At 50.0% G+C, this 22,864-nt stretch carries 19 protein-coding genes; 16 read left to right on the forward strand and 3 right to left on the reverse strand.

Annotated elements, in window-relative coordinates:
* Positions 1–214 precede the first annotated feature (214 nt).
* The 11 genes from C3B51_RS03160 (at position 215) to C3B51_RS03205 (ending at position 13,246) form a co-directional block, all read left to right on the forward strand.
* Positions 215–856, forward strand: a complete 642-nt coding sequence (locus C3B51_RS03160; RefSeq protein ID WP_130244142.1) for a TetR/AcrR family transcriptional regulator — start codon at positions 215–217, stop codon at positions 854–856.
* Complete coding sequence (locus C3B51_RS03165) at positions 846–2,156, forward strand: efflux RND transporter periplasmic adaptor subunit (RefSeq protein WP_130244143.1); 1,311 nt, start codon at positions 846–848, stop codon at positions 2,154–2,156. The genes C3B51_RS03160 and C3B51_RS03165 overlap by 11 nt, the downstream gene beginning before the upstream one ends.
* On the forward strand, positions 2,153–5,269 hold the full coding sequence (locus tag C3B51_RS03170; protein WP_130244144.1) for an efflux RND transporter permease subunit: 3,117 nt from the start codon (positions 2,153–2,155) through the stop codon (positions 5,267–5,269). Before C3B51_RS03165 ends, C3B51_RS03170 begins: the two co-directional genes overlap by 4 nt.
* Before the next feature lie 415 nt (positions 5,270–5,684).
* Positions 5,685–6,074 (forward strand): VOC family protein, encoded by a 390-nt coding sequence (locus C3B51_RS03175; protein ID WP_130244145.1) that lies wholly within the window; start codon positions 5,685–5,687, stop codon positions 6,072–6,074.
* A gap of 86 nt (positions 6,075–6,160) precedes the next feature.
* On the forward strand, positions 6,161–7,168 hold the full coding sequence (gene ltaE, locus C3B51_RS03180; protein WP_130244146.1) for a low-specificity L-threonine aldolase: 1,008 nt from the start codon (positions 6,161–6,163) through the stop codon (positions 7,166–7,168).
* Positions 7,169–7,270: 102 nt separating this feature from the next.
* Positions 7,271–7,441 carry a hypothetical protein gene (locus C3B51_RS23535; protein ID WP_165389107.1) on the forward strand — a complete coding sequence of 57 codons (171 nt, stop codon included), beginning with the start codon at positions 7,271–7,273 and terminating at the stop codon, positions 7,439–7,441.
* A 64-nt stretch (positions 7,442–7,505) separates the two neighbouring features.
* The gene (locus tag C3B51_RS03185; protein ID WP_130244147.1) at positions 7,506–7,733 is read left to right on the forward strand and encodes a hypothetical protein; all 228 of its coding nucleotides are present in this window, start codon (positions 7,506–7,508) and stop codon (positions 7,731–7,733) included.
* Positions 7,734–8,086: 353 nt separating this feature from the next.
* Positions 8,087–8,779 (forward strand): aspartate/glutamate racemase family protein, encoded by a 693-nt coding sequence (locus tag C3B51_RS03190; protein WP_130244148.1) that lies wholly within the window; start codon positions 8,087–8,089, stop codon positions 8,777–8,779.
* Positions 8,780–8,875: 96 nt separating this feature from the next.
* Complete coding sequence (locus tag C3B51_RS03195; RefSeq protein WP_130244149.1) at positions 8,876–9,784, forward strand: phytanoyl-CoA dioxygenase family protein; 909 nt, start codon at positions 8,876–8,878, stop codon at positions 9,782–9,784.
* Between the two features lie 305 nt (positions 9,785–10,089).
* Positions 10,090–11,781, forward strand: coding sequence for a hemolysin D (locus C3B51_RS03200; RefSeq protein WP_130244150.1), 1,692 nt, complete (start codon positions 10,090–10,092; stop codon positions 11,779–11,781).
* A 580-nt stretch (positions 11,782–12,361) separates the two neighbouring features.
* The gene (locus tag C3B51_RS03205) at positions 12,362–13,246 is read left to right on the forward strand and encodes a DMT family transporter (RefSeq protein ID WP_125718374.1); all 885 of its coding nucleotides are present in this window, start codon (positions 12,362–12,364) and stop codon (positions 13,244–13,246) included.
* 94 nt (positions 13,247–13,340) lie between these two features.
* Here the strand turns inward: C3B51_RS03205 and C3B51_RS03210 are convergent, their stop codons facing one another.
* Positions 13,341–13,532 carry a hypothetical protein gene (locus C3B51_RS03210; protein ID WP_046003398.1) on the reverse strand — a complete coding sequence of 64 codons (192 nt, stop codon included), beginning with the start codon at positions 13,530–13,532 and terminating at the stop codon, positions 13,341–13,343.
* A gap of 114 nt (positions 13,533–13,646) precedes the next feature.
* The gene (locus tag C3B51_RS03215; RefSeq protein WP_240701846.1) at positions 13,647–15,899 is read right to left on the reverse strand and encodes a TonB-dependent receptor; all 2,253 of its coding nucleotides are present in this window, start codon (positions 15,897–15,899) and stop codon (positions 13,647–13,649) included.
* 365 nt (positions 15,900–16,264) lie between these two features.
* On the opposite strand from C3B51_RS03215, the gene C3B51_RS03220 reads away from it, so the two are divergent.
* The 3 genes from C3B51_RS03220 (at position 16,265) to C3B51_RS03230 (ending at position 20,162) form a co-directional block, all read left to right on the forward strand.
* On the forward strand, positions 16,265–17,269 hold the full coding sequence (locus tag C3B51_RS03220) for a LacI family DNA-binding transcriptional regulator (RefSeq protein ID WP_130244152.1): 1,005 nt from the start codon (positions 16,265–16,267) through the stop codon (positions 17,267–17,269).
* A gap of 166 nt (positions 17,270–17,435) precedes the next feature.
* On the forward strand, positions 17,436–18,671 hold the full coding sequence (locus C3B51_RS03225; protein ID WP_130244153.1) for an MFS transporter: 1,236 nt from the start codon (positions 17,436–17,438) through the stop codon (positions 18,669–18,671).
* A gap of 9 nt (positions 18,672–18,680) precedes the next feature.
* Positions 18,681–20,162 carry a trehalase family glycosidase gene (locus tag C3B51_RS03230; RefSeq protein ID WP_130244154.1) on the forward strand — a complete coding sequence of 494 codons (1,482 nt, stop codon included), beginning with the start codon at positions 18,681–18,683 and terminating at the stop codon, positions 20,160–20,162.
* 39 nt (positions 20,163–20,201) lie between these two features.
* Here the strand turns inward: C3B51_RS03230 and C3B51_RS03235 are convergent, their stop codons facing one another.
* The gene (locus tag C3B51_RS03235; RefSeq protein ID WP_130244155.1) at positions 20,202–20,474 is read right to left on the reverse strand and encodes a hypothetical protein; all 273 of its coding nucleotides are present in this window, start codon (positions 20,472–20,474) and stop codon (positions 20,202–20,204) included.
* Between the two features lie 191 nt (positions 20,475–20,665).
* Here C3B51_RS03235 and C3B51_RS03240 point away from each other — a divergent pair, with 191 nt between their 5' ends.
* Entirely contained in the window at positions 20,666–21,685 is a 1,020-nt protein-coding gene (locus tag C3B51_RS03240; RefSeq protein ID WP_130244156.1) for a WD40 repeat domain-containing protein, read from the forward strand.
* Positions 21,686–21,865: 180 nt separating this feature from the next.
* Positions 21,866–22,855, forward strand: coding sequence for a WD40 repeat domain-containing protein (locus C3B51_RS03245; protein WP_130244157.1), 990 nt, complete (start codon positions 21,866–21,868; stop codon positions 22,853–22,855).
* Positions 22,856–22,864 lie beyond the last annotated feature (9 nt).

The raw sequence follows: 22,864 nt of genomic DNA on the forward strand, positions 1-22,864 counted from the left end.
CACGGGTCTTGCTCGCCAACAAACTCTCTGGCAGCTTTACTTTGTTACCCCAAACTTTGCTATTCATCAAACCACCGCGAATTGGAGAATTGTTTCTGTGGTCAAAAATTATCAGTGCCCTAGAATGAGCTTATTCACCAGGTGTTGAATTAATCGCCTGCGCTTGGCTCGGTGCGCAAACCATCGGGTCAGCGCAGGCGTAAACAGGAGCATTATGAAAACCCGAGGTCGTCCCGATAAAAACGATGAAGATGGCAGAGCACGGTTGGTGCTGGCTGCCAGGCGCTGTTTTACCACCGCCCCTTATTCTCAGGTGACTACGCGTATGCTGGCGCAAGAGGCTGGTGTCGATGCGGCACTGATCCGCTATTACTTTGAAAATAAAGAAGGCCTGTACAAAGCCATGTTTATGGAGGTCACCGGAGAGGTGGTGGCCGGTATTGAAAAAGCCCTGAGTGAGGACAGGGCGTTTGATTTGGAAGATATCTTTCATATTTTCTATGACGTGATCAAACAGTCGCCGTCATTTCCTATTCTGATGTTTAAAGAAATCGTGCTGGAGCAGGGGATCTGCCGGGATTATCTGATAGACAAGCTACAAAACACCCGCAAACCTTTTTTCTTTGGAATGCTGGCCAAGTTCAAACAGCAGGGGCTTATCAAAGAAGAGCTGGATGACCGATTACTGATTTTAAACCTGATGGGCTTGCTGATTTTCCCCTGGTATATGCGCGAAGGCATGGCCAAAGCCATGGGAATCGAATTTAACGATGAACAGCTGGCAAAAATGGCAACCCATAACGCCAACATGTTCAAGTATGGTTGTTTTAAAGAGCGAGAAAAACATGAAGATTAACTGGCAACAAAGACGCTGGCTGTTGGTATTACCTGTGCTGGGCATTGTGATTTTAATCGCTCTGGCGTCGGGCAAAAAGCCGCCACAAAAACACAATAATGGCGTAGAGGCCTTGCTGGTGGAAACAGCACAAGTCAAAACCACTCGGATAGCGCCCTATGTGACCGGGTTTGGTCGGGTGCGTCCCAAGGAGCGCTGGCAGGCGCTGTCTGAGGTTAGCGGCCGGGTTATCTATCGGCATCCCAATCTGGAAAAAGGCAAAGCACTGAAAGCGGGCACCGTGCTACTGAAAATCGACCCGATAGATTATGAGCTTAAACTGGCTCAGGCACGCTCCGATCTTAACTCTGCTGAGGCCGAATTGTCGCGCACCAGACTCAACGACGAAAAACTGTCTTTGTCTTTGCGCCTGGAAGAGCAGCGCCTGAGCGTGTTGCAAAAAGAGTTAAAACGAAAGCAGGGGCTGCTTAAGTCGGGCTCTGTATCGGCTTCTATGGTGGATGCCGAGCAAGCCAATGTCTGGGCACAGGAGCAAAAAGTGCTGGATGTGCGTAATGCCGTAAACCAGCATCCCGACAACATGGCAGTGGCCGAGGCCAAAGTAAAACTGGCCCAGGCCCGTCTCAGTGAGGCCGAGCGTAAACTGGCTAAAACCACCCTGACCTTGCCATTTGACGCCCGCATTGCTGATGTAAGCGTTGAAATGCAGCAAGTGGTGGCCGAGCGTGAAAGCCTGGTGACGGCGCACCGTACCGATCTGATGGAGATCCCCGTTCAGGTGGCTTTGAGCGACATGCGCCACTTTGGTCAGTACTTGTCGCCGCAACTTATCGAAGGCGAATTCCCGGATGTCCAAACCTGGGATCTGGATGCCGAGGCCAGTTTGTATATTGGTAACAAGCAGTTTAGCTGGCAGGGCAAACTGACCAGCGTGGGTGAAAGCATTGACCCCGAAGGCAATACCGTCACTTTGATTGTGGATGTGGCCTTTGATTACAAAGCATTTGAGCCGGGTAAGCGGCCACCACTGATCAGCGATATGTACGTTGAAGTAAAGGTAAAAGGTGCGCCCCGGCCTTTATTGTCGGTGCCATCGCAAGCGCTGCATGGCGACAGGCTGTACCTGCTGGAAGACGGCAAGCTGGCTATTCGTACTGTAGAAGTGGCATTTGAATCCAAGGGTCGCACCGTGATCAGACAGGGCGTTAGCGAAGGTGACGTGGTGGTGCTCAGTGATGTGATCCCGGCTGTACCGGGTCGAGCGCTGCGCACGACTGCTGCCGGGGAGCCGGTGTTATGATTGCTTATTTTGCTCGTCATCCAACGGCGGCCAACCTGCTGATGCTGGCCATTATTGTGCTTGGGCTGAGTGCACTCCCTCAGCTGAAACGAGAAACTTTTCCTGAAATCGCACCAAGTCAAATTCAGGTGAGTGTGCCATACCCAGGTGCCAACCCGGAAGAATCTGAGCTTGCGTTATGTGTACCGCTCGAAGAAGCCATGGACGGACTCAGTGATATTGAGCAGATCACCTGCGAAGCGCGCGAAAGCATGGCCAAAATGATTGTTGAAATACAAGAAGGTGGCGATATTACCCGGCTGATGTCGGATGTAAAAACTGAGGTCGACGCCATCGACACCTTTCCGGACAAGGCCGAAAGCCCGGTCATTAAAGAGCTTGGTCGCACTGAGTCGCTGATCACGCTGGCGATCAGTGCCGATTTACCTGCGGCTGAGCTAAAAGACTATGCCGAGTCGGTTAAGCGCAAATTGCAGCGGCTGCCGGATATCTCTTTGGTAGAGATCCATGGCTTTTCTGACCGTCAGCTCAGAGTTGAGTTGTCTCTGGCTTTGCTGCGCCAGTACGGTTTGTCGATTAACGATGTGGTCAGTCACATTGAGCGACAAAATATCAAGCTGCCGGCCGGTAATTTAGAAACCAAGGGTAAAACGCTGCAAATTCGTTTCGACCAGCAGGGCGTAACGGCCAAGGAGCTGGGCGAGCTGGTAATAGCCAGCACTCAGGCGGGCGGGCAGCTTAAGCTTAAAGACCTAGGTCAGGTCACCGAGCGGTTTGAACTGGACGAGGCAAAAGTTGAGTTTAATGGCAAACCGGCCGCTTTGCTGAAAATCAAGAAAACCAAAGCGCAGGATGCACTTGACCTGGTTGAGCAGGTATATGAATTTGTTGAACTGGAACGCAAGCTGATCCCCGCAGGGATTGAGATGGCACTGACCTCCGATCAGGCCAAAATTGTCTCCGACCGTTTGGCTATGCTCACGACTAACTCCTGGCAGGGCTTTTTACTGGTATTTGCCGTCATGTGGCTGTTTTTTACCTGGCGTTACTCGTTCTGGGTATCTATGGGTTTGCCTATTTCGTTTCTTGGCGCATTCTGGCTGATGACGGTGCTGGGCGTCAGCATCAATATGATCTCTATGGTGGGCATGTTAATGGCTATCGGCATTTTGATGGACGATGCCATTGTGATTGCCGAAAGCATTGCCAGTCATGTTGAACGTGGCGAAGGCATCGAAGAAGGGGTGATCAAAGGCGTTAAGCAGGTTGCACCCGGTGTGTTGTCGTCGTTTTTGACCACCGCCTCTGTGTTTGTCGGGCTGGCATTTATCGCGGGCGATATCGGCCAGATCATGAAAGTATTTCCGCAAATGTTGCTGGCCGTGCTGGTTGTGAGCCTGGTTGAGGCCTTCCTTATTCTGCCTAATCATTTGTTGCATTCACTGCATAAAAAACAGGATGCGCCGGCATCTGGCTTTAAGGCCCGGTTTAATCAGCGCTTTGAACGTTTTCGCACTGAGGTGTTGGTCGACTGGGTGGAACGCGCAGTGACATACCGTTATGCGGCCGTGGGCGGGGTACTTGCGCTGTTCTTCCTGAGTATTTCTCTGATGGCAGGGGGCTTTTTAAAGTTTAAAGCCTTTCCTGAGCTGGAGGGCGACATTCTTGAAATGCGTCTGCTGATGCCACAGGGCACGCCTTTGTATGAAACAGAGCTGCTTGTTAAGCGTGCCGTGAATGAACTAAACAAATTGGATGAGGCGTTTACGCCGGAGCAGCCAGAACAACAGGCGCTGGTGCAAAACGTGATTGTGGAATACAACAGCAATCAGGATGCCGGTGAGGAGGGCACCCATGTGGCGACGGTGCGTGCCGATTTGCTGACGGCTGAAACACGCAATACCAGTTTGCTGTTGTTACAGGACCGCTGGCGCGAAGCGGTTGGTGAAATTCCCGGTGCTCTGGCACTGGCGTTTAAGCAGCCGGCAGTGGGGCCTGCCGGGCGCGCAATTGAGATCCGCCTGTATGGCGACGATCTGGCCATGTTGTCGAGTGCATCATTCGAAATTCAGCAGGCGCTGGCTGAATATGATGGGGTGCAAAACCTGATGGACGATCTGCGTCCGGGTAAAGAAGAATGGCTGGTGCGTCTGCTGCCCGGGGCAATGTCGCTGGGCGTGGATGGCGCAACTATCGCCAATCAGCTGAGAACCGCTTTCTTTGGTCAAAAGGCCGATGAGTTTCAGCGTGGTGATGAAACCATTGAGCTGGACGTCCGGCTGAGAAAAGCAGATAAGTCCTCCTGGTGGCAATTACAGAATTACCCGATCACGCTGGCCGACGGCAGGCAGATCCCGCTGTCTGCAGTGGCAGAGCTGATCCCCGCACGGGGCTATGCGCGGATTAACCGGGTTGATGGTCAGCGCTCGGTAACCATAATTGGCGACGTTGACGCGGCCATTGCCAATACCGGTGAGATCATCGCTGCGGTTGAAAAAACCGTAGTGGCGCCGCTACTGGCTAAATATCCGTCGCTGTCTGTGAGCTATGAAGGGGAAGTAAAAGAAGGCGGCAGCACCGGCTCGTCGATTGGCAAAAAGTTCCTGATGGGACTGGTGGGTGTCTTCATTATTTTGAGCTTTCAGTTCAGAAGCTATATGGAGCCTGTGATGGTCATGCTGGCCATCCCGCTGGCGCTGATCGGGGCGCTGTGGGGCCATGTGTTGCTCGGCTACGACTTTACCATTCCCAGCATGATGGGGTTTGTCTCCTTAGCCGGGATCGTTGTGAATGACTCCATTTTACTGGTGACTTATATCAAGGAGCATCAAAAACAAGGACTGGATGCGCATCAGGCGGCAGTGCAGGCGGCGCGGGAGCGCTTCAGGGCAGTCTTCATCACCACCGCGACCACAGTGGCGGGCATGTTACCACTGCTATTGGAAACCAGCTTGCAGGCACAGATCTTACAACCCCTGGTGGTAAGCCTGTTGTTTGGCATTGCTGCGTCCTCTTTCCTGGTGCTGTTTATCCTGCCCTGCCTGTATGTGATCCTCGAAGACAGAGGCCTCGCAGCACAACACCACCTGAGTGAATCACAGGTCAAAGCCTAGTCCGCTTGAGCGCCCCCAAACCAATGGTTTTGGGGGCTCTGTCGTCTATCTTTTTTAGTAAGCAGTGTGTTCCAGACACTGACGTGCCAGGCCCCACTTCCGTCATCCCGTGCTCGACACGGGATCTGCTTACCGGCTCGGAGGCCGGGATGACAAGGGGCTCGGAGGCCGGGATGACGAGGGGCTCGGAGGCCGGGATGACAGGGGGCTCGGAGGCCGGGATGACAAGGGGCTCGGAGCTTGGGATGACAAGAGGCAGAGGTGACAAGAGGCTCACTGGCTGCAAAGTGCCAGACGGGGAATATCTTCATAAATATAATTTCTAAAAAATATTGACCTAAAGTTATATTGAGGTTTTATCTTTGCCTTTCTTTCAGCGCAACATAGTGCTGCGACAACCACAAAGGAGAGGAATATGAACTTAAACCAGGTAACTTTGAGCGTGAATGATATGGACGAGGCGGTTGAGTTTTATCTTAAGCTGGGCTTTACGCAAATCGTAGAAACGCCCCATTATGCGCGCTTTGTGTGCCCGCATGGCGATGCAACCTTCTCGCTGTCATTGTGTGAGGATGAGATCCTGCATAACACCACCATTTATTTTGAACATGAAGCGCTGGAGCAGTGGATTGCAATGATAGAGTCTCGTGGCATCACTTTGTTACAGGCCCCAACCGACGAGCCTTATTTGTGGCGTGAAGCCATAGTGGCCGACCCATCCGGGAATAAGATCAAGCTATACTGGGCGGGTGAAAATCGCCTTAATCCACCTTGGCGAGTTGAAAAGCGCTATGCCGGAGAGTAAATCCGGCCACTGTATGAGACTTGTATAAAAGTTAAAAATGTTTTCTACTGACGCTTTAATTTATTGCCGTAACAGGAAAAACAACCATGATAGATTTCAGATCCGATACCGTAACTAAACCGTGCAAACCCATGCTTAAAGCTATGGTTGAGGCTGAGGTTGGCGATGATGTCTATGGTGATGACCCAACGGTCAATCAGTTAGAACAGTTTACGGCGCAGCGCCATGGGTTTGAAGCGGCGGTGTTTGTCAGCTCAGGCACACAAGCTAATTTATTGGCGATACTAGCCCACTGTGAGCGTGGCGATGAGTATTTATGTGGACAAAACGCCCATAACTATCGCTATGAAGCCGGTGGTGCGGCAGTACTGGGTTCGGTTCAACCGCAGCCAGTAGAAAACGAGCCCGATGGCAGCCTGGACTTGCAAAAACTGGCAACCTATATCAAACCCAATGACTTCCACTTTGCCCGCACTAAACTACTCAGCCTGGAAAACACCATTGGCGGGAAAGTGTTGAGTCTGGATTATCTGGCTCAGGCGCGTGCGTTTTGCTGCCAACACAGCCTGCTGTTGCATCTTGACGGCGCCCGAGTATATAACGCAGCAGTGGCACAGGAGGTCGACATCCGGGCCATTGCACAGCATTTCGACTCTATGACCATTTGCTTGTCTAAAGGGCTGGGCGCACCGATTGGATCTTTGTTGCTGGGTAGCAAGGCGCTTATCAGCAAGGCCCGGAGATTAAGAAAAATGTTAGGTGGTGGTATGCGCCAGGCTGGCATATTGGCTGCGGCAGGCATGTATGCGCTGGAAAATAACGTTGAGCGCTTACGAGAAGACCACGATAATGCGCGTTATCTGGCCGAGCAATTGAATGAACTGCCAGGATTCGATACGTCGGCTTATCCAGTGCAGACCAACCTGGTTTATGTGGATGTTGCAAATCAAATTGATATTCATAAGGTTGCTAAAGATCTGGTTGAGCAGGGGATCCAGATCACGCCGGGCTACCAGGGAATGCGTCTGGTAACGCATCTGGGTGTGAGTCGTGCAGATATCGACAGGCTGATCCAGGCGCTTAAAGCACTGTAAGCGTTAAATCAGTTCATAAATTTGTAATGTTGTTGTTTTTTTGTTGAGTTGCTGTTTTTTTTGTGTTCATAATTGGGTTTTATCCATATAAGGAACATTATAATGAAACTGAGACTCAACAAAAAAAAACTGCTAGGTCTGACGGCAGACAGCAAGGCTTTACCCGGAGCCATGACACCTGAGGTTGCCGGAGGTAGATACACAAACCATCCAATTCTATGCTTACCTGAGCTCACTGATGAGCGCAAAGGTTGTCCAACTTACGACTTCTAATCGACAACAAGCCTGAACACGGACGAGCTTCTAACTCAAGTTGCAAGTATAAGGAGGATAACCAATGAAATTGAAATTAAACAAGAAAAAACTCAAGGGCCTGACCGTTGATAGCAAGGCTATACCCGGCGCAATGACTCCCAAGGTGGCAGGTGGGAACTTTACCAATCATCCTCTTTTATGCTTCCCGACAATTGAGCCCGCATGTAATACCAATATACAAACGGGATGCCCGACCAATGGTGGGTGTTACACTGCCTATGGAGATCAGTATTGTCGGATCCCGGCATAACTTCAGCAGCCGGAAAAACAATATAAGCGATTAAAGAAGCCAATTAACAAAGCCAGATAAAATCTGGCTTTGTTGTAAAAGTGTCCTGAGCTCCGTCTTATTTTTCCAGCGAAAGGTTCTCAACGAAATACAAACGATTCCCGTCCACTTGTGTTTTTCCGGCATCCAGATACTTCTGCTTGAGTATGAAAGCAATGGAGATCAATCTAAACGGGTACAATAACGAAATGATGACAGGGAGATACTTGCCGGCTTATCGATGGATAGACTATTTTGGGCAACAAAAAGCTGCACTTTAACCACCAGCTGTGAGAGTCTGGTGAGACAAGCACGAATACAACAAGGTGAACACAATGAAGACCATCGGATTGATTGGCGGCATGAGCTGGGAGTCAACCTTAAGCTACTATAGCTTGCTGAATGAAGGGGTTAAAGCCGCACTGGGCGGGCTGCACTCGGCAAAAATCGTATTAGTTAGCGTTGACTTTGCCGAGGTTGAAGCGCAACAACGCCTGGGAGACTGGCAAGGGGCCGCCACGCTTTTGGCACGCGCCGCTCAGTCTGTTGAAGCGGCTGGGGCAGACTTTGTTCTGATCTGTACCAACACGATGCACAAGGTTGCAGAGGAAGTACGCCAGGCGATAGGGATCCCACTTTTGCACATTGCGGATGCAACCGGGCAGGCCCTGCTGCGAGATGGGATAAGGAAAGTGGGGCTACTGGGCACGCGCTTCACCATGCAAGAGGCTTTCTATCGCACTCGTCTGGCGGACCAGTTCGGCTTGGAAGTGTGTGTACCAGCGGAGTCTTGCCAGCAACGTGTCCATGATGTGATCTATCAGGAGCTTTGCCTTGGCAAGGTGACTGACAGCGCGCGGCAGGATTATATACGTATCATCAAAGCGCTGCAGGAGTCGGGGGCGGAGGCGGTTATTCTGGGTTGTACTGAAATCGCCTTGCTTATTGGTGATGCCGATGTTGATATTCCCCTTTATGACACCACCGCTATTCATGTGCAAAGCGCACTCAATGCATCACTCGCATAGGACAAACAAGGCTTTGGCGTAACCGCGCGTAATTGCTATTTTAAAGAGAATGAGCAAAGCTAAGTGATTGGATATATAAGGACAAAGGGTTTGGTTATGGCATCTATTGATAAACAAAAATTGAGCTTTTATGAGCAAAATGGTTTTGTGCGCTTTGAACAGGCGTTGTCGCAAGATTTGTTACAGCGCCTCAGAGCATTGTCGGTCAGGTTAGAAGCTTCGGCAAAACAAGAGCTGGCAGATGGAGCGGTGCGAAATCAGTACCATTTGTCGAATGAATCGGGAGAGCCCAGGCTGTTTCGTTACAATGACCTCTTTTTTGATGACCCCGAATTGGTGTTAGATCTGCTGGCCAGTCCCACTATGCTGGCAATATGCGAAAGTATGGTCGGCCTTGGTTGTGTGCCTATGCAGCTTGATCTGGTGTACAAATATCCGCACCCTCATCCGCACATTGCCTGGCATCACGGCGCGCCACACCCAAGGAACTACCCGTACCTGAATGTGGGCGTGTATCTGGATGATGCCGACCTAGATGATGGCTGCTTAAGGTATATTCCCGACTCACAGCACGAAATTTTAGATATCTATACGCTATCCAGTGAGCATGGCTGGCATATTCCCGGTGTTGTTCAGCAGCCAGCCAAAGCGGGTGATATTTTGGTGCAGGATATGATGATACTGCACAGCTCAGAGCCAAAAAGAAGCGAAGGTGTGCGGCGAACGATTTATATTGAACTGCGTCCTATTGAAGGGATAGCCGAAAGTGGTAAACAAAGCGCGCAATGGGCCGAGCTGAGAAAGCAATGGATGGCGCATGTAATAAAAAGGGCCGATCCTAAAGACGTGCCTGCAGATTGGCTGGCGTTTTATGGCGAGCCGCAATACGAGCTGGCTACTTTGGTGAACCTCATCGAAGAAAAGTGGGAGCCAGCAATCCCGGCCGTCTGGTCTCACAGGGACGTTGATCACCCGGATTACCCAACACCAGCTGACTTACGCTGAGTGGGTATTGTGTCAGCCGGGTAAACAGTATGGGTTGAAAGGGCGGACTGACCCTTTTCAATCCACGACATTTGTTAACAATTCCCTTAGAAAAACCGCATTTACATTATCAGGTCGCCAGGATCTGAGCCCTCCACCTAACCTATCTTAAAAATGCGTTGTTGATGAATTTATATACTTAAACTGCTTTTTTGCTCACTTAGCATTCTAATTAATGTGATTTTTATGAATTTTTTATGTTTTATTAAAGATTTCATATTTCAAGTGTGTGACAATGTGTGGGCAAAATTAGTTAAGGAGTAATTATGAAGTTAAAACATCTCGCCTGTATTGTTGCGGTTGCAGCAAGTGCTCAAGTCGGCGCATTTACCCAGCTCGGTGGCGGCGGCGTTATGCCCATAGGCCATGAATGGCTCACCAGAACCTCTGCACTTGAGTTGCTGGCCCAGGACACTAAGGTGGAAGACGCGAATGATCCTCGTATGAGCTGGGAGCAGGGCCTTGCGAAGTCAACAGAGCTGAACATCGCACAAACGGAAGTCGCAAAAATTCTTGCCAATCGTCGTAATGACAACACCTATTACTCAGAATACGATGCGATTTTTGCCGCCATAGTGGGTGAGCGTTGGGTCGATATTGCCGGGTTTAACGTCACCAATGCCAGTATCGACCCGACTGGTCCGAATTGTTTTAACGCAGTGGCTCAGGAGCCAGCCGAGCTGCAACAAGACCACTTTATGCGCCGCTATGACGACGTGGGCGGCGCTGGTGGCGTCGACGCGGCCAAGCGCGGACAGGCGCGTTTTATTGACCACTTTGTTAATGCCGCTATGGCACAAAGCAAACAGATCAAGGTCTGGGATGGTGGCGGTTATGCCAGTGCCGTAGAGGTCGACCATAACTACTTCCTGTTTGGCCGTGCTGTACACCTGTTCCAGGATTCATTCAGCCCGGAGCATACCGTGCGCCTGCCCGAAGACAACTACGAAAAAGTGTGGCAGGTAAAAGCCTACTTATGCTCTGAAGGTGCAGAGCAGCACACGCATGCAACCGGCGATGCAATCAGTTATGAAAGTGGTGATGTGATCTGGCACCCAGGTACACGTACGGATGGCAGCTGGGATGGCTATCGTCCAAGCAATATGAAACCCGTGGCACTGGTGGCGCTGGAAGCCAGTAAAGACCTTTGGGCGGCGTTTATCCGCACGATGGCAATGCCAGTTGAGCAGCGAGAAAGCTATGCACGTGTGCAAGCTCAGATGCTGGTCGACGCCTGGCTATCATTCGACGAAACGGCGATGCGTCAGTGGTATGACGATGAAAGTCGTCGCGATCACACCTATGTGCTGGCACCGGGTGAATCGGGCAAAGGTAAATCCCTTGAACAGTGTATGGCTGAGCTGAATGTGGGCACAGTGAGTCAACTTGAGCGCGTTGCGCAGTTAGACGAAGAGCGTCGTCAGTGCCTTTATAATGTAGAGGCCGTGGAGGGCTATGAAGACGTCAACGACCCGCTGATGGACATGCCATATAACTGGAAATGGAAATCGCCATTTTGGAAAACCGCACCTGATGGCTGGACGGCACCCGAGTTGCCCGCCGATGCGTCTCAGGCCATGATCCTGAAAAGTGCTGAAACAGGCCTTGCCGTATCGAGCGAGTCCGGGCTTGCAAACAACGCAAGACTAAAAGCCAGCGGCGGACAGCCGGTGGAGTTTTTGGGAGTAACGGGCAAAGATCAGCAAGTGTATTTTCGCAGTCGTTACAATGCTGAATTGTTTCTGAGCTACAGCGCGTCATCGAGTGGTTACGTCAAACTCTGGGATTCTGCAAAAGAGTCTGGGTTTGATTTGATAGACCAAGGTGGCGTTTGGAATCTCAAAAATACTCATTGGGATCAGTATGTGTGGCTGGATACCAGCACACAGCAGCTGCACCTAAACCGCCATGGCAAGGCAAGTAACGATAACGCAAAATGGATGATTGAATACCGATAGTGTATTGGCGTTTTCTCAGCCTGGTGTGCCCGATATTTGGGCACACGGTCCCTGTTTTCTCTATATCTTCCCAAAAGTTAGCACACGATGAGGCGTATAAAAAGACGCTTTATTTACTATGCTGTAAATGGTGCTCAGGTGCGCCACTTTTCCTCTGAAACGCTCTGTTACTATTGCTGTCGAGACAAAGTCGGTGTTCCATTTCTGTCGTCAAACCTGTGTACAGCAAAATTTAAATTGTTGCGGCAGAGGGCCACAATTTCTTAAATGACCTTATTGATTTTTTTCCAATACACGAGAGGGTTTTTGACTAATTCAAAGTCTTGTAAGGTTCTGTTTATAAAGGTTTTTATATAAATCTTCTTAACAGGGGGTTGCTTTGCAATTTAGTTTGTTCTAATTATTGGTACTGATGGCTTTTGCTTTTTTTATTTAACTTGAAACTGCCTTTTTTATCGTGCTTAACTATTACAAATAAAAGGGGGCTAGACAGTAATCCCTCAGTATTTTTGATTGTAATCAGAGTACATAGGCGATCATTTTATGGACTCAATTGAAGGGATTTACCAAGAGCAGTTTTATGGATAAAAATCAAAAATCGGCAGTCTGTTGGATTTTGTCTGACTCATTTATTCTTAGCCTTATGTTGCTGCTTGGTGGGATCCTGGGGAAGTCAGTGAGTCCATTTCAGGTCGTCTTTTTGGTCAATGCCATGGCGGCCGTTGCTGCGATTACCTTGTTTTCAAAAGGGCGTTGGGAGAATATCAGGCCGACTAACATGTCTTTGCATGTGTATCGAGGCGTGCTTGGGGTCAGTTCAACCGTGTGCCTTTTTTATGCCTTGCAGTATCTGAGCCTGGCCGAAGTAACGGCAATCAATTTTTTTGTTCCCCTGATCACATCGGTGTTATCTGTCTATATTTTCAAAGAAAAGCCCAAACACTATGTTTATGGGGCGATTGTTTTGAATCTGGCTGGGGTGCTTTTGATGCTTTCACCTAAGCTGCTCAATGAGGTTGGTAATAGTGAAAGCCCTTTAATCGGGTTAGCATTCTCTTTGTGCGCAGTGACCGTTTTAGTGATTTACAATGTGAATTTGAAACGAATCGGCAATGCGGAAAAAGTGATACCTCAAATGGTATTTGGACCCTTGTACTCAGCATTGCTCTTACTTCCCGTTATGTATTTTGTCTGGATTCCACTAGATACGCGTAGCTGGTTATTGATTATGGTTTATGGTGCATTGTTGATCATCAAACTGGCAGCCAGGTTTTTTGCGTTTAACAAAAGCGACTTATCAAAGTTAATGCCACTTGAATACGCACAGATCCTGTTTTCCAGTATTTTAGGGTATCTCTTTCTTAATCAGACTCAGTCCGTTTTAGGGCTTGTCGGTATTGCACTGATTATGCTGTCGAGTGTATCGCACTTGCTGTTTATGCATTTTGAGAATAAACAATTTTAAGTTAAAAAGCCGCGCTGCGCTAACAAGATCCAGTAAAAGGCGGCTGTCAGACGGCCTTTTACTGAACGCGCTTTAACAACACTGGCCAAATACCTCAAAAATACAAATATGAGTCGCAGTGACACTGAGGATCATCTTTTAGCTCGTCAATGTGCACATCGACCTTACTTTGCGAACGCGCATCGTAAATCGTCACCATGTTGTGTTGTTTATCTATACTGAGCACCTCGACCGGATGTTTATGATACTCAACCCATTCGCCGTGACGGACGTCTTCAATATTCATGATAGTTCCCCCATTTGTCAGTAAAACAGTGCAAAGAGTCATCATATTATTGTATTAATGAGTTTAGTGATAAAAACGAAAAAGCCCAAGCATAGTGCCTGGGCTGCGTGATTTTTAAAAACTGTAGCTTACGCTGAGTTTAACACTGCGCGGCATAATGTAACGGCCGTTTGGTGCGTCGGCATTACGCGGGTCGCCCTCGGTGATCCCCTGTTCATCGGTCAGGTTATCCACCGATACCATGAGTTTTACCTGCTCCGTTGGTTCCAGCGTAAAGCCCAGATCGAACTTCTCGTAGCCATCCAGTACCACAGTGTTTTCGTTGTTACCAAAGCGGTCATCAACGGCTGAAATGGTCCCGTAAACGGTGGCAAACATATCACCCAGTTCAAATTCGTAGCTTGGTGTTACGCGTACCTGCCAGCCTGGCTGACGCTGGGCTTCGTTGCCAGCATTGTTCGGACTTTCAGTGATTTCGGTTGTCTGCCAGGTGGCATTCATATTGACACTAAAACCAGAGCTGTGGTTGAAGTTATAGTCGACCTCAATACCCATGGCTTCGTTGGTCAGGATCTCAGCGGGATCACCTGGTTTGCGCACAAAAGTGTCGCCCTGAACTTCATTGGCGAATAATGTCGCGAATACATCGCTGCTCTCGCCCATGTATTTATAGCCAATCTCAGCTTGAGTGACTTCTTTGATCAGACGCTCGCCACCCTGATAGGCACCGTAGTTGTCGCGAAAATCGTCGAAGTAAGGCATTTTGTAGCCTTTGTTCATACGCGCGAACACACCGCTTTGGTCATCCAGTTTGAAGTCGGCACCCAGAGTCCAGGAGGTTTTGCGCTCATCATAGGTAACAAACTTATCTATGGTGCCGTCCAGTCCCTCATCAACCGAGTAGTCTACTTCGTGCTTTTCGCTGCGCAGGCCTAAGTCCAGCGTGAGGGCGTCGGTGGCACGGTAGCTGTGGGTGATGTAAAACGCCACAGTGGTTGCGTCGCCAGTACTGTTGATGTCGTAATTAAAACCACAACCGTCTGCGCTGCTGTTACATTCAATGCCAGTGAGCGCTTCGCCGCCTGCGGTAAGTACGTGATAAGCAGAGTTACCAAGGCTCCACCAGTCTTTCGCTGAAGTGGTTGCCGTGTAAATACCAAAGGCGCTGTTCACTGATGAGAACTCTTTACTGATGGCTAAGTCATTGGTGAATGCCTCAATTTCTTTGAGGACAACCCAACGGCCATAGTTTTGTACCCAGGTATCGCCGTCGTACACAGTGCCAGTCACTGCACCTGTTGCGCTGCTACCGTCATCAGCCACGCTGGCTAACTTTGTTGCTGCACCGTCAGGCACCAGACCGTAGGTGTTTGCGTCGCCGTTTGTCAGGCTAAAACGATCAATCAGTTGCCAGCCATTGGCCAGCTCAAGTTTCAGACTACCACCGGAAACATGACCCTTCCAGCCGCGGCCTTCGCCGAGATCAATCTCTTTGTCCTGACCAGCAACATGAATCACGGCCTGACGGTTCAGGGTGCCCAGTTGGGTAAAGCCAGCATCGACGCCCTCAACATTGAGCGGAGTTGGTAAGTACCAGGCGCCGGTGTCGTCGGTTTGACGGGTGTAGACATTGAACTCGCCGTTATCGAATTCTTTGGTCAGGTTAATGGTGAACTGATGGCCTTTTTCAGAGGTAAAGCCTGCATCACGGATCCCCGAAGAGCGTTTTGCATAGCCACCTATCATGTAGTAGAGATCGTCGCTGAGTTCACCGCTGAGCACACCATCAATACGCTGTAAACCGTAATCAGAGGTGGTGTATTTTACTGTGCCTTCGGTGGCTTCTGAGCCACGTTTGAGGTGGAAGTTGGTTGTCAGACCTGGCTGGCCGTTTGAAACAACCGGGTTTGGTCCGCCACGCAGACCTTCCATGCGGGCTATCGTTTCATCAAGTCGGAAGATAGACGAGTTTTCCAGGAACGACAAAGTCGGGGCCGGGTAGATAGGTGAACCTTGCAGGCTGACAGTCAAAAATGGGGCATCGCCACCGCCGGGAAAGCCGCGCACAAATACGTTGGCGCCAGACTCACCACCTGAGCTCTCAACCCAGATCCCAGGAACTGATTTAAGCAGATCCGCCGTGCTTTTTGGCGCCAGGCGCTCAATTTGTACGGCATCGACATTCGTGACTGCGAAACTGGCGTCCAGCTTACGAATACCGGCACCACCGGGAGTACCCGATACAATGATGGTTTCGACTTTTTTGTCTTGCTTTGCGGCTTGTTGCTCCGCCTGTGCAGCGCCCGATACGGTTATGGCTGCGGCCACCGCGGATGCGATTAAAGAGTATTTGTTGCCTAGGTTCACAGGAACTGCCCCCTTGGTTGTCATATGTGTTGTCAGTGTCTACACAGCTTTGGCTGTGCTCATTGCTATTGTTATGCGCCGCCGGTTAGGCTCAGTTGGGTGTGTTTAAAACACAAAAGAGCAAAGGTTGCACGCGGCGTCATTTTAAAATAGAACGTTATGCAAACGTTTGCAATAGGGTGTTTGCAACTTTTTTGACATGCTTTGGCAAACTAGACACTGGACCGATGAGTGCTTAAATGCGTTCAGAAAAGGTAAGACAGGTGAGTAAACGCTGCGCTATAATGCTGTGTACAGGCATTAATACTGTCTTTAAAATTAATATATTCAACTTGTTACAATAATTCTTTGGTGGTGCGGTAAAGATGCAGTCAAAAAAAATGAAACTCGCGGACTTGGCAAAATTGGCTGGCGTGTCGACGTCTACTGCATCAAGGGCACTGAATAACAATCCGCTGATCAAAGAAGAAACCCGCAATAAGTTGCAGGCATTAGCGAAGAAACACAACTTCAGTCTTAATGCTGCGGCCAGCCGTCTCAGGTTACAAAAAACCAATGTTATTGCGGTGCTGATCAACTTCGACGCCGAGACGGAGCAATCAATTGATGATCCTTTTTTACTTAAAGTGGTGAGCGACATTAACCTGGCGGTGAATCGTCAGGGCTATGAGCTGCTGCTGTCAAACTCTTATATGGCCGGGGATGACTGGCACGGATACTTTATCGATGGCCGCCGTGCCGATGGGGTGATTGTGGTCGGTCAGGGTAAACAGCAGGCCCGTATCGAGCGCTCGGCCAGTGCAGGCACGCCTTTGGTGGTGTGGGGCGACCCTAAAACCGAAGGGGATTATCCCATTGTTGGCAGCGATAACTACCGGGCTGGCTGTATGGCCACCCAGCATTTACTGGATCAGGGGGCACGCAGAGTGTTGTTTATGGGCGACCCGGCTCACGCGGAGCTGGCGGAGCGTTATCGTGGTTTTTGCGAACAGGTAGATAAAACGCCCGATGCAACAGCCTCGCTACTGAAAATCGACATAACCAGCCAGGCCGCATACGAGGTTATTAATCAGACGTTGCTGAGTGAAGGCCTGAGTTTTGACGGTATTTTTGCCTGTAGTGATATGGTTGCTCTGGGTGCAATGAAAGCACTCAAAGAGCGCTATGTCAGCATTCCCAATGATGTGCGCATCGTCGGTTTTGATGATATTGCAATGGCGGATATCAGTTCGCCGTCGCTGACTACCATCAAACAGAATACCCGCCTGGCCGGGCAAGTACTGGTCGACAAGCTATTGGCGCAGTTGCATGGCGATAAGCCACAGCCTACGCAGCTGGATGTGGAACTGATCAAGCGCCAGTCGAGCTAAGCTGCACAGAGTGATCAACACCACAAAGATAATATGCGCCTTCTTTTTGTTGCGTCTGAGTCTGTAAACAATCCGTACAAATTTTTAATTTTAGAATTGCAAACGATTGCAAAAGTAAATTGTCGCGGCTAGACTGACTGTTATTGAATGGTTACAGAGTACCCTTATGAAGCACACCAGAGTCGTGCTGGCCATGGCGGCCTGCTACTTTTTGTTTGCGATTTTGCTCAACAGTGTCGGCACTGTGATATTGCAGGCGATCAACTCCTTTGACGTGTCAAAAGCTCAGGCTGCCAGCCTGGAAGGCTTTAAAGACATACCGATTGCCATTGTGTCTTTCCTTGTTGCCTCGTTTATTCCGCGTATCGGTTATCGGCTAGCGCTGCTTGGCGCGCTGTTTGTGGTTGCACTCATGTGTTTGCTCACACCTGTGCTGGGCGCCTTCTGGGCATTGAAGGCCTTATTTGCCAGTGTGGGCTGTGCCTTCGCTATCGTCAAGGTGACAGTATATGCGTTGATAGGTCAGGTCACAGAAGATGCAAAGGGGCATTCCAGTTTACTCAACACCATTGAAGGCTTGTTTATGGTTGGGGTGCTCAGCGGCTACTGGATCTTTGCAGCGTTTATCGGTGAGCAGGCCGACTCTTTGTCCTGGCTGAATGTTTACTACCTGCTTGGGGCGCTGACGCTGGTGACGGCCCTATTGGTGATCAGTGCACCGATGAAAAAGCCACAACACAGTAACGAGCTGCCGCTGAAAGACGAGTTTTTCGGTATGCTGAAGCTGGTTTATCAGCCGCTGGTACTGGTGTTTATCTTGTCGGCCTTTTTGTATGTACTGATTGAACAGGGTGTCGGGACCTGGCTGCCCACATTTAACAACCAGGTTTTAAATTTGCCAGTGGATATTGCGGTTCAGCTAACCAGTATTTTTGCTGCCAGTCTGGCGGTGGGTCGACTGCTGGCTGGTCAGTTACTGAAGCGTGTTCACTGGTATAGCCTACTGAATGTGTGTCTGGTTGGTATGGCGGCCCTGGTACTGCTGACCTTACCCATGACCGAAAACCTTGAACCACGTGCGGTGAATAGCCTGTTTGATGCGCCGCTTGCGGCCTACGTGATGCCTTTGATTGGCCTGCTGATGGCACCCATTTACCCGGTGATTAACTCAGTGATGCTCAGCAGCCTGGCTGAGCGTCTACACGCCCCAATGACCGGCCTGATTGTTGTTTTTTCAGCCCTGGGCGGTACTACAGGCTCGCTGATCACCGGGTTTGTATTCGAATACATTGGCGGACAGCAGGCGTTTTATCTGTCTCTGATCCCCATGTTCGGCATTGCCATTACGTTATTTTTGTTTAAGCGACGCGCTCAGGCACAGGCCAGCGCTTGCGCACTTTAGGAGTTTTCGATGCAGTTTGAACAGTCAAACTTGTTTAAAGCGGTGCAAATGCAGGGCATTTTTTCCGACAGCAAACACTTTGCTGATGCTATTCCAAAAGTCAGCTGGGAGCTGGCCTGTGCGCAGTACGAACGCGAGATGCCCGAAGATCTGGCGGCTTTTGTTGCACAGCATTTTGAGTTTGCGCCGCAACCTGAACTGGCGGCGCTGAATGCGACGTCAGTGAAAGATTATATCAGCCAGTTATGGACGCGTCTTGAGCGCGCGCCACAGGCGGGCAATGCCTCGTCACTGCTGGATTTACCAGCGAGCTATACCGTCCCCGGCGGTCGCTTTAATGAGATTTACTACTGGGACAGTTATTTTACCGCACTGGGACTGTTGGATGCCGGTCGTACCGAGCAAGTGTCGAATATGCTCGATAATTTTGTCAGCCTGATAGCGCGCATTGGTCATGTACCTAACGGCAATCGCAGTTATTATACCAGTCGCTCGCAGCCGCCGGTGACAGCGTTAATGGTATCTTTGCTGTGGCAAACGCACCATCAGGACCTGGCCTGGCTGCAAAAAGTGACCGAGGCGTTGCAAACCGAGCATGCGTTTTGGATGGCAGACAGTGACAAACTCAACGACACGCTGAGCGAAAGTCGGCGGGTAGTGCGTATGCCCTGCGGCGGTGTGATGAACCGCTTTTGGGACGACAGCGCGCAGCCAAGACCTGAATCTTATAAAGAGGACATTGAAGCTGCGGCTTTGCTGGAGCGGGAGCACCGTGCTGCGTTTTATCGGAATATTCGCGCGGCCTGTGAGTCGGGCTGGGATTTCAGCAGCCGCTGGCTGGATGACCCTGAGCAACTGTGCAGTATCAATACGGTGCAACGTATCCCAATCGACCTCAATGCGTTGTTGCATCAACTGGAGTGGCAGCTCAGTGAATGTTATGCCGCGCTCGGTCAGGCGCAGCAAAGCGCCCATTTTCTGCAACTGGCTCAGCAGCGAAAGCGTCTTATCCAGGCTTATTTGTGGGATAAAGAGCAGGGCTGGTTTATGGACTATCATACCGCTTTGCAAACGCGTAGCCAGGTGATGTCATTGGCCGGGGTTGTGCCTATGTTTTTGGGTCTGGCCAGTCAACTGCAAGCTGACGCCATGGTGCAGCGACTGGAGCAAGACTTTCTAAAAGCGGGCGGGCTTGTTACCACGCTGACCGAGACGGATCAGCAGTGGGACAGTCCAAATGGCTGGGCACCGCTGCAATGGTTTGCGGTCAATGGCCTGCTTAATTACGGTTATCAGAAGCTGGCAACCACTGTTGCCAGGCGCTGGTTGGCGATGCTGGAGCGCGATTTTGCACAGCACGGTTGTTTGCTTGAAAAGTACAATGTGGTTGCGCCCGGTGTGCGCGCTGGCGGCGGTGAGTACCTGGTGCAGCAAGGCTTTGGCTGGACCAACGGGGTAACCAGTCGCTTCTATCAGCTGCTGGAAAGTTAAGGGTGGCGGTCATGTCACGCAGGTGGCATGACCGACTTATCAATCCATAAATACAACCCGAAAGATAATGGCGCCCAGTACGATAAAAAACAGCACCAGTTCGAGTTTATAAACAACCGATTTGGCTTCCCGCTCTGCCTTGTTTTTGGCTATCTCCTTCTTTATATTGGTTCCTTCAGGGGGTTTTTTTTCATAGGCCTGATTGGCTTTTTGGGCAAATTGCCTGCGCTTGTCCGGGCTGAGCGCCTTATTTAATGCTGAGCCATGATCAGATACATGACCTTTGGCTGCACGTTTTGGTGGGCTGGGCATAGGAACCTCCTAAACAGACACCTTAAACCAAGTATAGCGCCTGATCAAAAGACTGGCAGCTGACTGCGCTGCCAGGGGAAATAAGAGACGCTGCCAGATGAACCAGTTCACGGCAGGCAGGTCAAAAGGTATACAATTGGGCGATATTTGTACATTACAGCCGATTACAAGAGAGACGGGAGGTGTGTCAGATGGCGCAATTTGCAACACATCTGTTTGTGAGCCTGGGTGTGCTGACCGTGCTTAGTTTGAGTGGCTGTGATGCTGCGTATGAGGACCATGACACTCAACTGATTAACCTCGGGCATAGCGCAGTAACGGGGCAGTTTTCGGCTGATGGCCGCTATGTTGTGCTGCACAACCCCGGCGATAAGCTCGCCGTTTTCGATGTTGCCACTGCGGCCCGCGTATTTACCAAGGCCGACCCAATCACACAACCGCGTAATGCAAAAGGCAAAATCCTGGCGTTCAGTCTCAGCGAAGACAACAAGCAATTGGCGATAGGCTATCGCTCATCGGTTGAATTGTGGGATATCGAGCTGGGTAAGCAATTGGGGGCTGTGTCCGTACATCCCACCTCAGAGCTTGCCAAAATATCGGCATTGCGTTTATACAAGCGGCCATATTTATTATTGGTTGGCTTAAACGATGGCACGATTAACTTGCTGGACGTGGATAATCAGTTGGTTAAAAGAGCGAAAGCGCACGACAGCAAAGTCATGCATATCGCGATGAGCGCCCAAGGTCAGAATGTGATCAGTGCCGGGCACGACGGTCAAATCGTGTTGTACGATGCGCACACCCTGGCAACCAAGCGACGGTTTACATTTGACAGGCGCATTACCAGCGTGGTTCAAAGTCCCGATGAAGCCAGCATGTTTGCATCCGATGCTCTGAATGAGCAGCGTATTTTCTCTATATATTCAGACGCTGACTATGATGTGACCCTACGTTACCCGGAGCGTTTCAGGTGGTTCAGAGCCGCAGCCTTTAGTGCTGATCAACGCTATCTGGCTACGGGCTCTTCCAAAGCCTGGTGGACATTATGGGATGCACAAAGTGGTCAGGAAATTGGCGCATACTATATCAAGGCCCTCAGTCGCGATGCCACCATTGTGGATATGCATACCGATCCGCAAGGCCAGCTACTGACTCTCAGCAGTGACGGGTTTATAGAGTTCTGGCAGATCAGCACCTTACTTAAGCACTGATTGAGGCTGGTGTAGTTTTTGCTGCGACTAGTCAGGTTACGTGTTATTGAGATGTAATAGAAGCTTACGCCAGGTTTGGGTAGGCTGTCTGACCTCGTAGAGGGTGAAAGCACAGGCGTACTTTTTACTCTCAGAGAATACACGTATAATGGCGGTTTGAGTGGTGTCGTGAGTAGAATTATGCGGTTAAGGGGATGGCTGATCCTGCTGTGTGTACTGGTGTTGAGTGCATGTAATGAAGAGATCCAGCTTAGTAAGGGCAACATTGGCAGGCTGAATGACAGTGGTATTGCGATTGGCCACTTTTCAAAAGATGGTACTAAGCTTGTCACCTTTGATAATCAAAAACAAATTCAGGTCTGGAATGTTGCTGATCAGCAAGTAGAATTCACTGTGCCCCAGGACAAGACCCCCGAGTTTGTGCGAGATATCGCGCTGTCTGAAGATTTGCAGATGCTGGTGATTGCCAGCGAGACAGAGCTGGCGTTTTGGTCACTGAGTAAAGGTAAGCTGGTGACTAAAGTGGCATTTGGCGGCGTGACACCGGGTGCGGTGATCACGGCCATGGCTATTTCCCCGAAAAATGACAAAGCCATTGTCGCCATGGCGGACGGCACAATTAACATGGCCGATTTACATACTCAGATAAATAACCGTTTTGCCCCGCATTCGCGGCCTGTTCAGCATGTATTTTGGGATGACAAAGGCGAGCTATTTGTCACCGGCGCACAAGACGGAAAACTGGCATTGTGGAAATTTGGCTCAGCTGAGCCTATTTTTATGAAAGAGTTTGATCATCGGGTAACCAGTGTGGCTGTGCGCGACGATTTTTCAGCCTTATTTGCCTCGGATGCGTTGAACGAGCAGGTGGTAGCATCACTGACCGACGGACAAAGTATCAGCGAGTTACAATATATGTCGCGCTTTAAAGTGTTTCGCAAAGCTTTGTTTATAAAAGGCAGCGAGCTGCTTGCAACGTCTTCATCTAAGTCACATTTAAGTATCTGGAATACGCAAAGTGGTGAAGAGTTGGGCACCTGGCAAATCAGTTTTGTTCACGATGGTGCAACCATAGTGGACATGTATGCAGCAGACAGACATACGCTTGTGACATTAAGTAGTGATGGTATTTTGGAGGCGTGGACACTTAACGCACTGGCTCAACGCTAAAGAAGGTGA

Source organism: Pseudoalteromonas rubra, from assembly GCF_004212645.1.
Classification (GTDB): domain Bacteria; phylum Pseudomonadota; class Gammaproteobacteria; order Enterobacterales; family Alteromonadaceae; genus Pseudoalteromonas; species Pseudoalteromonas rubra_G.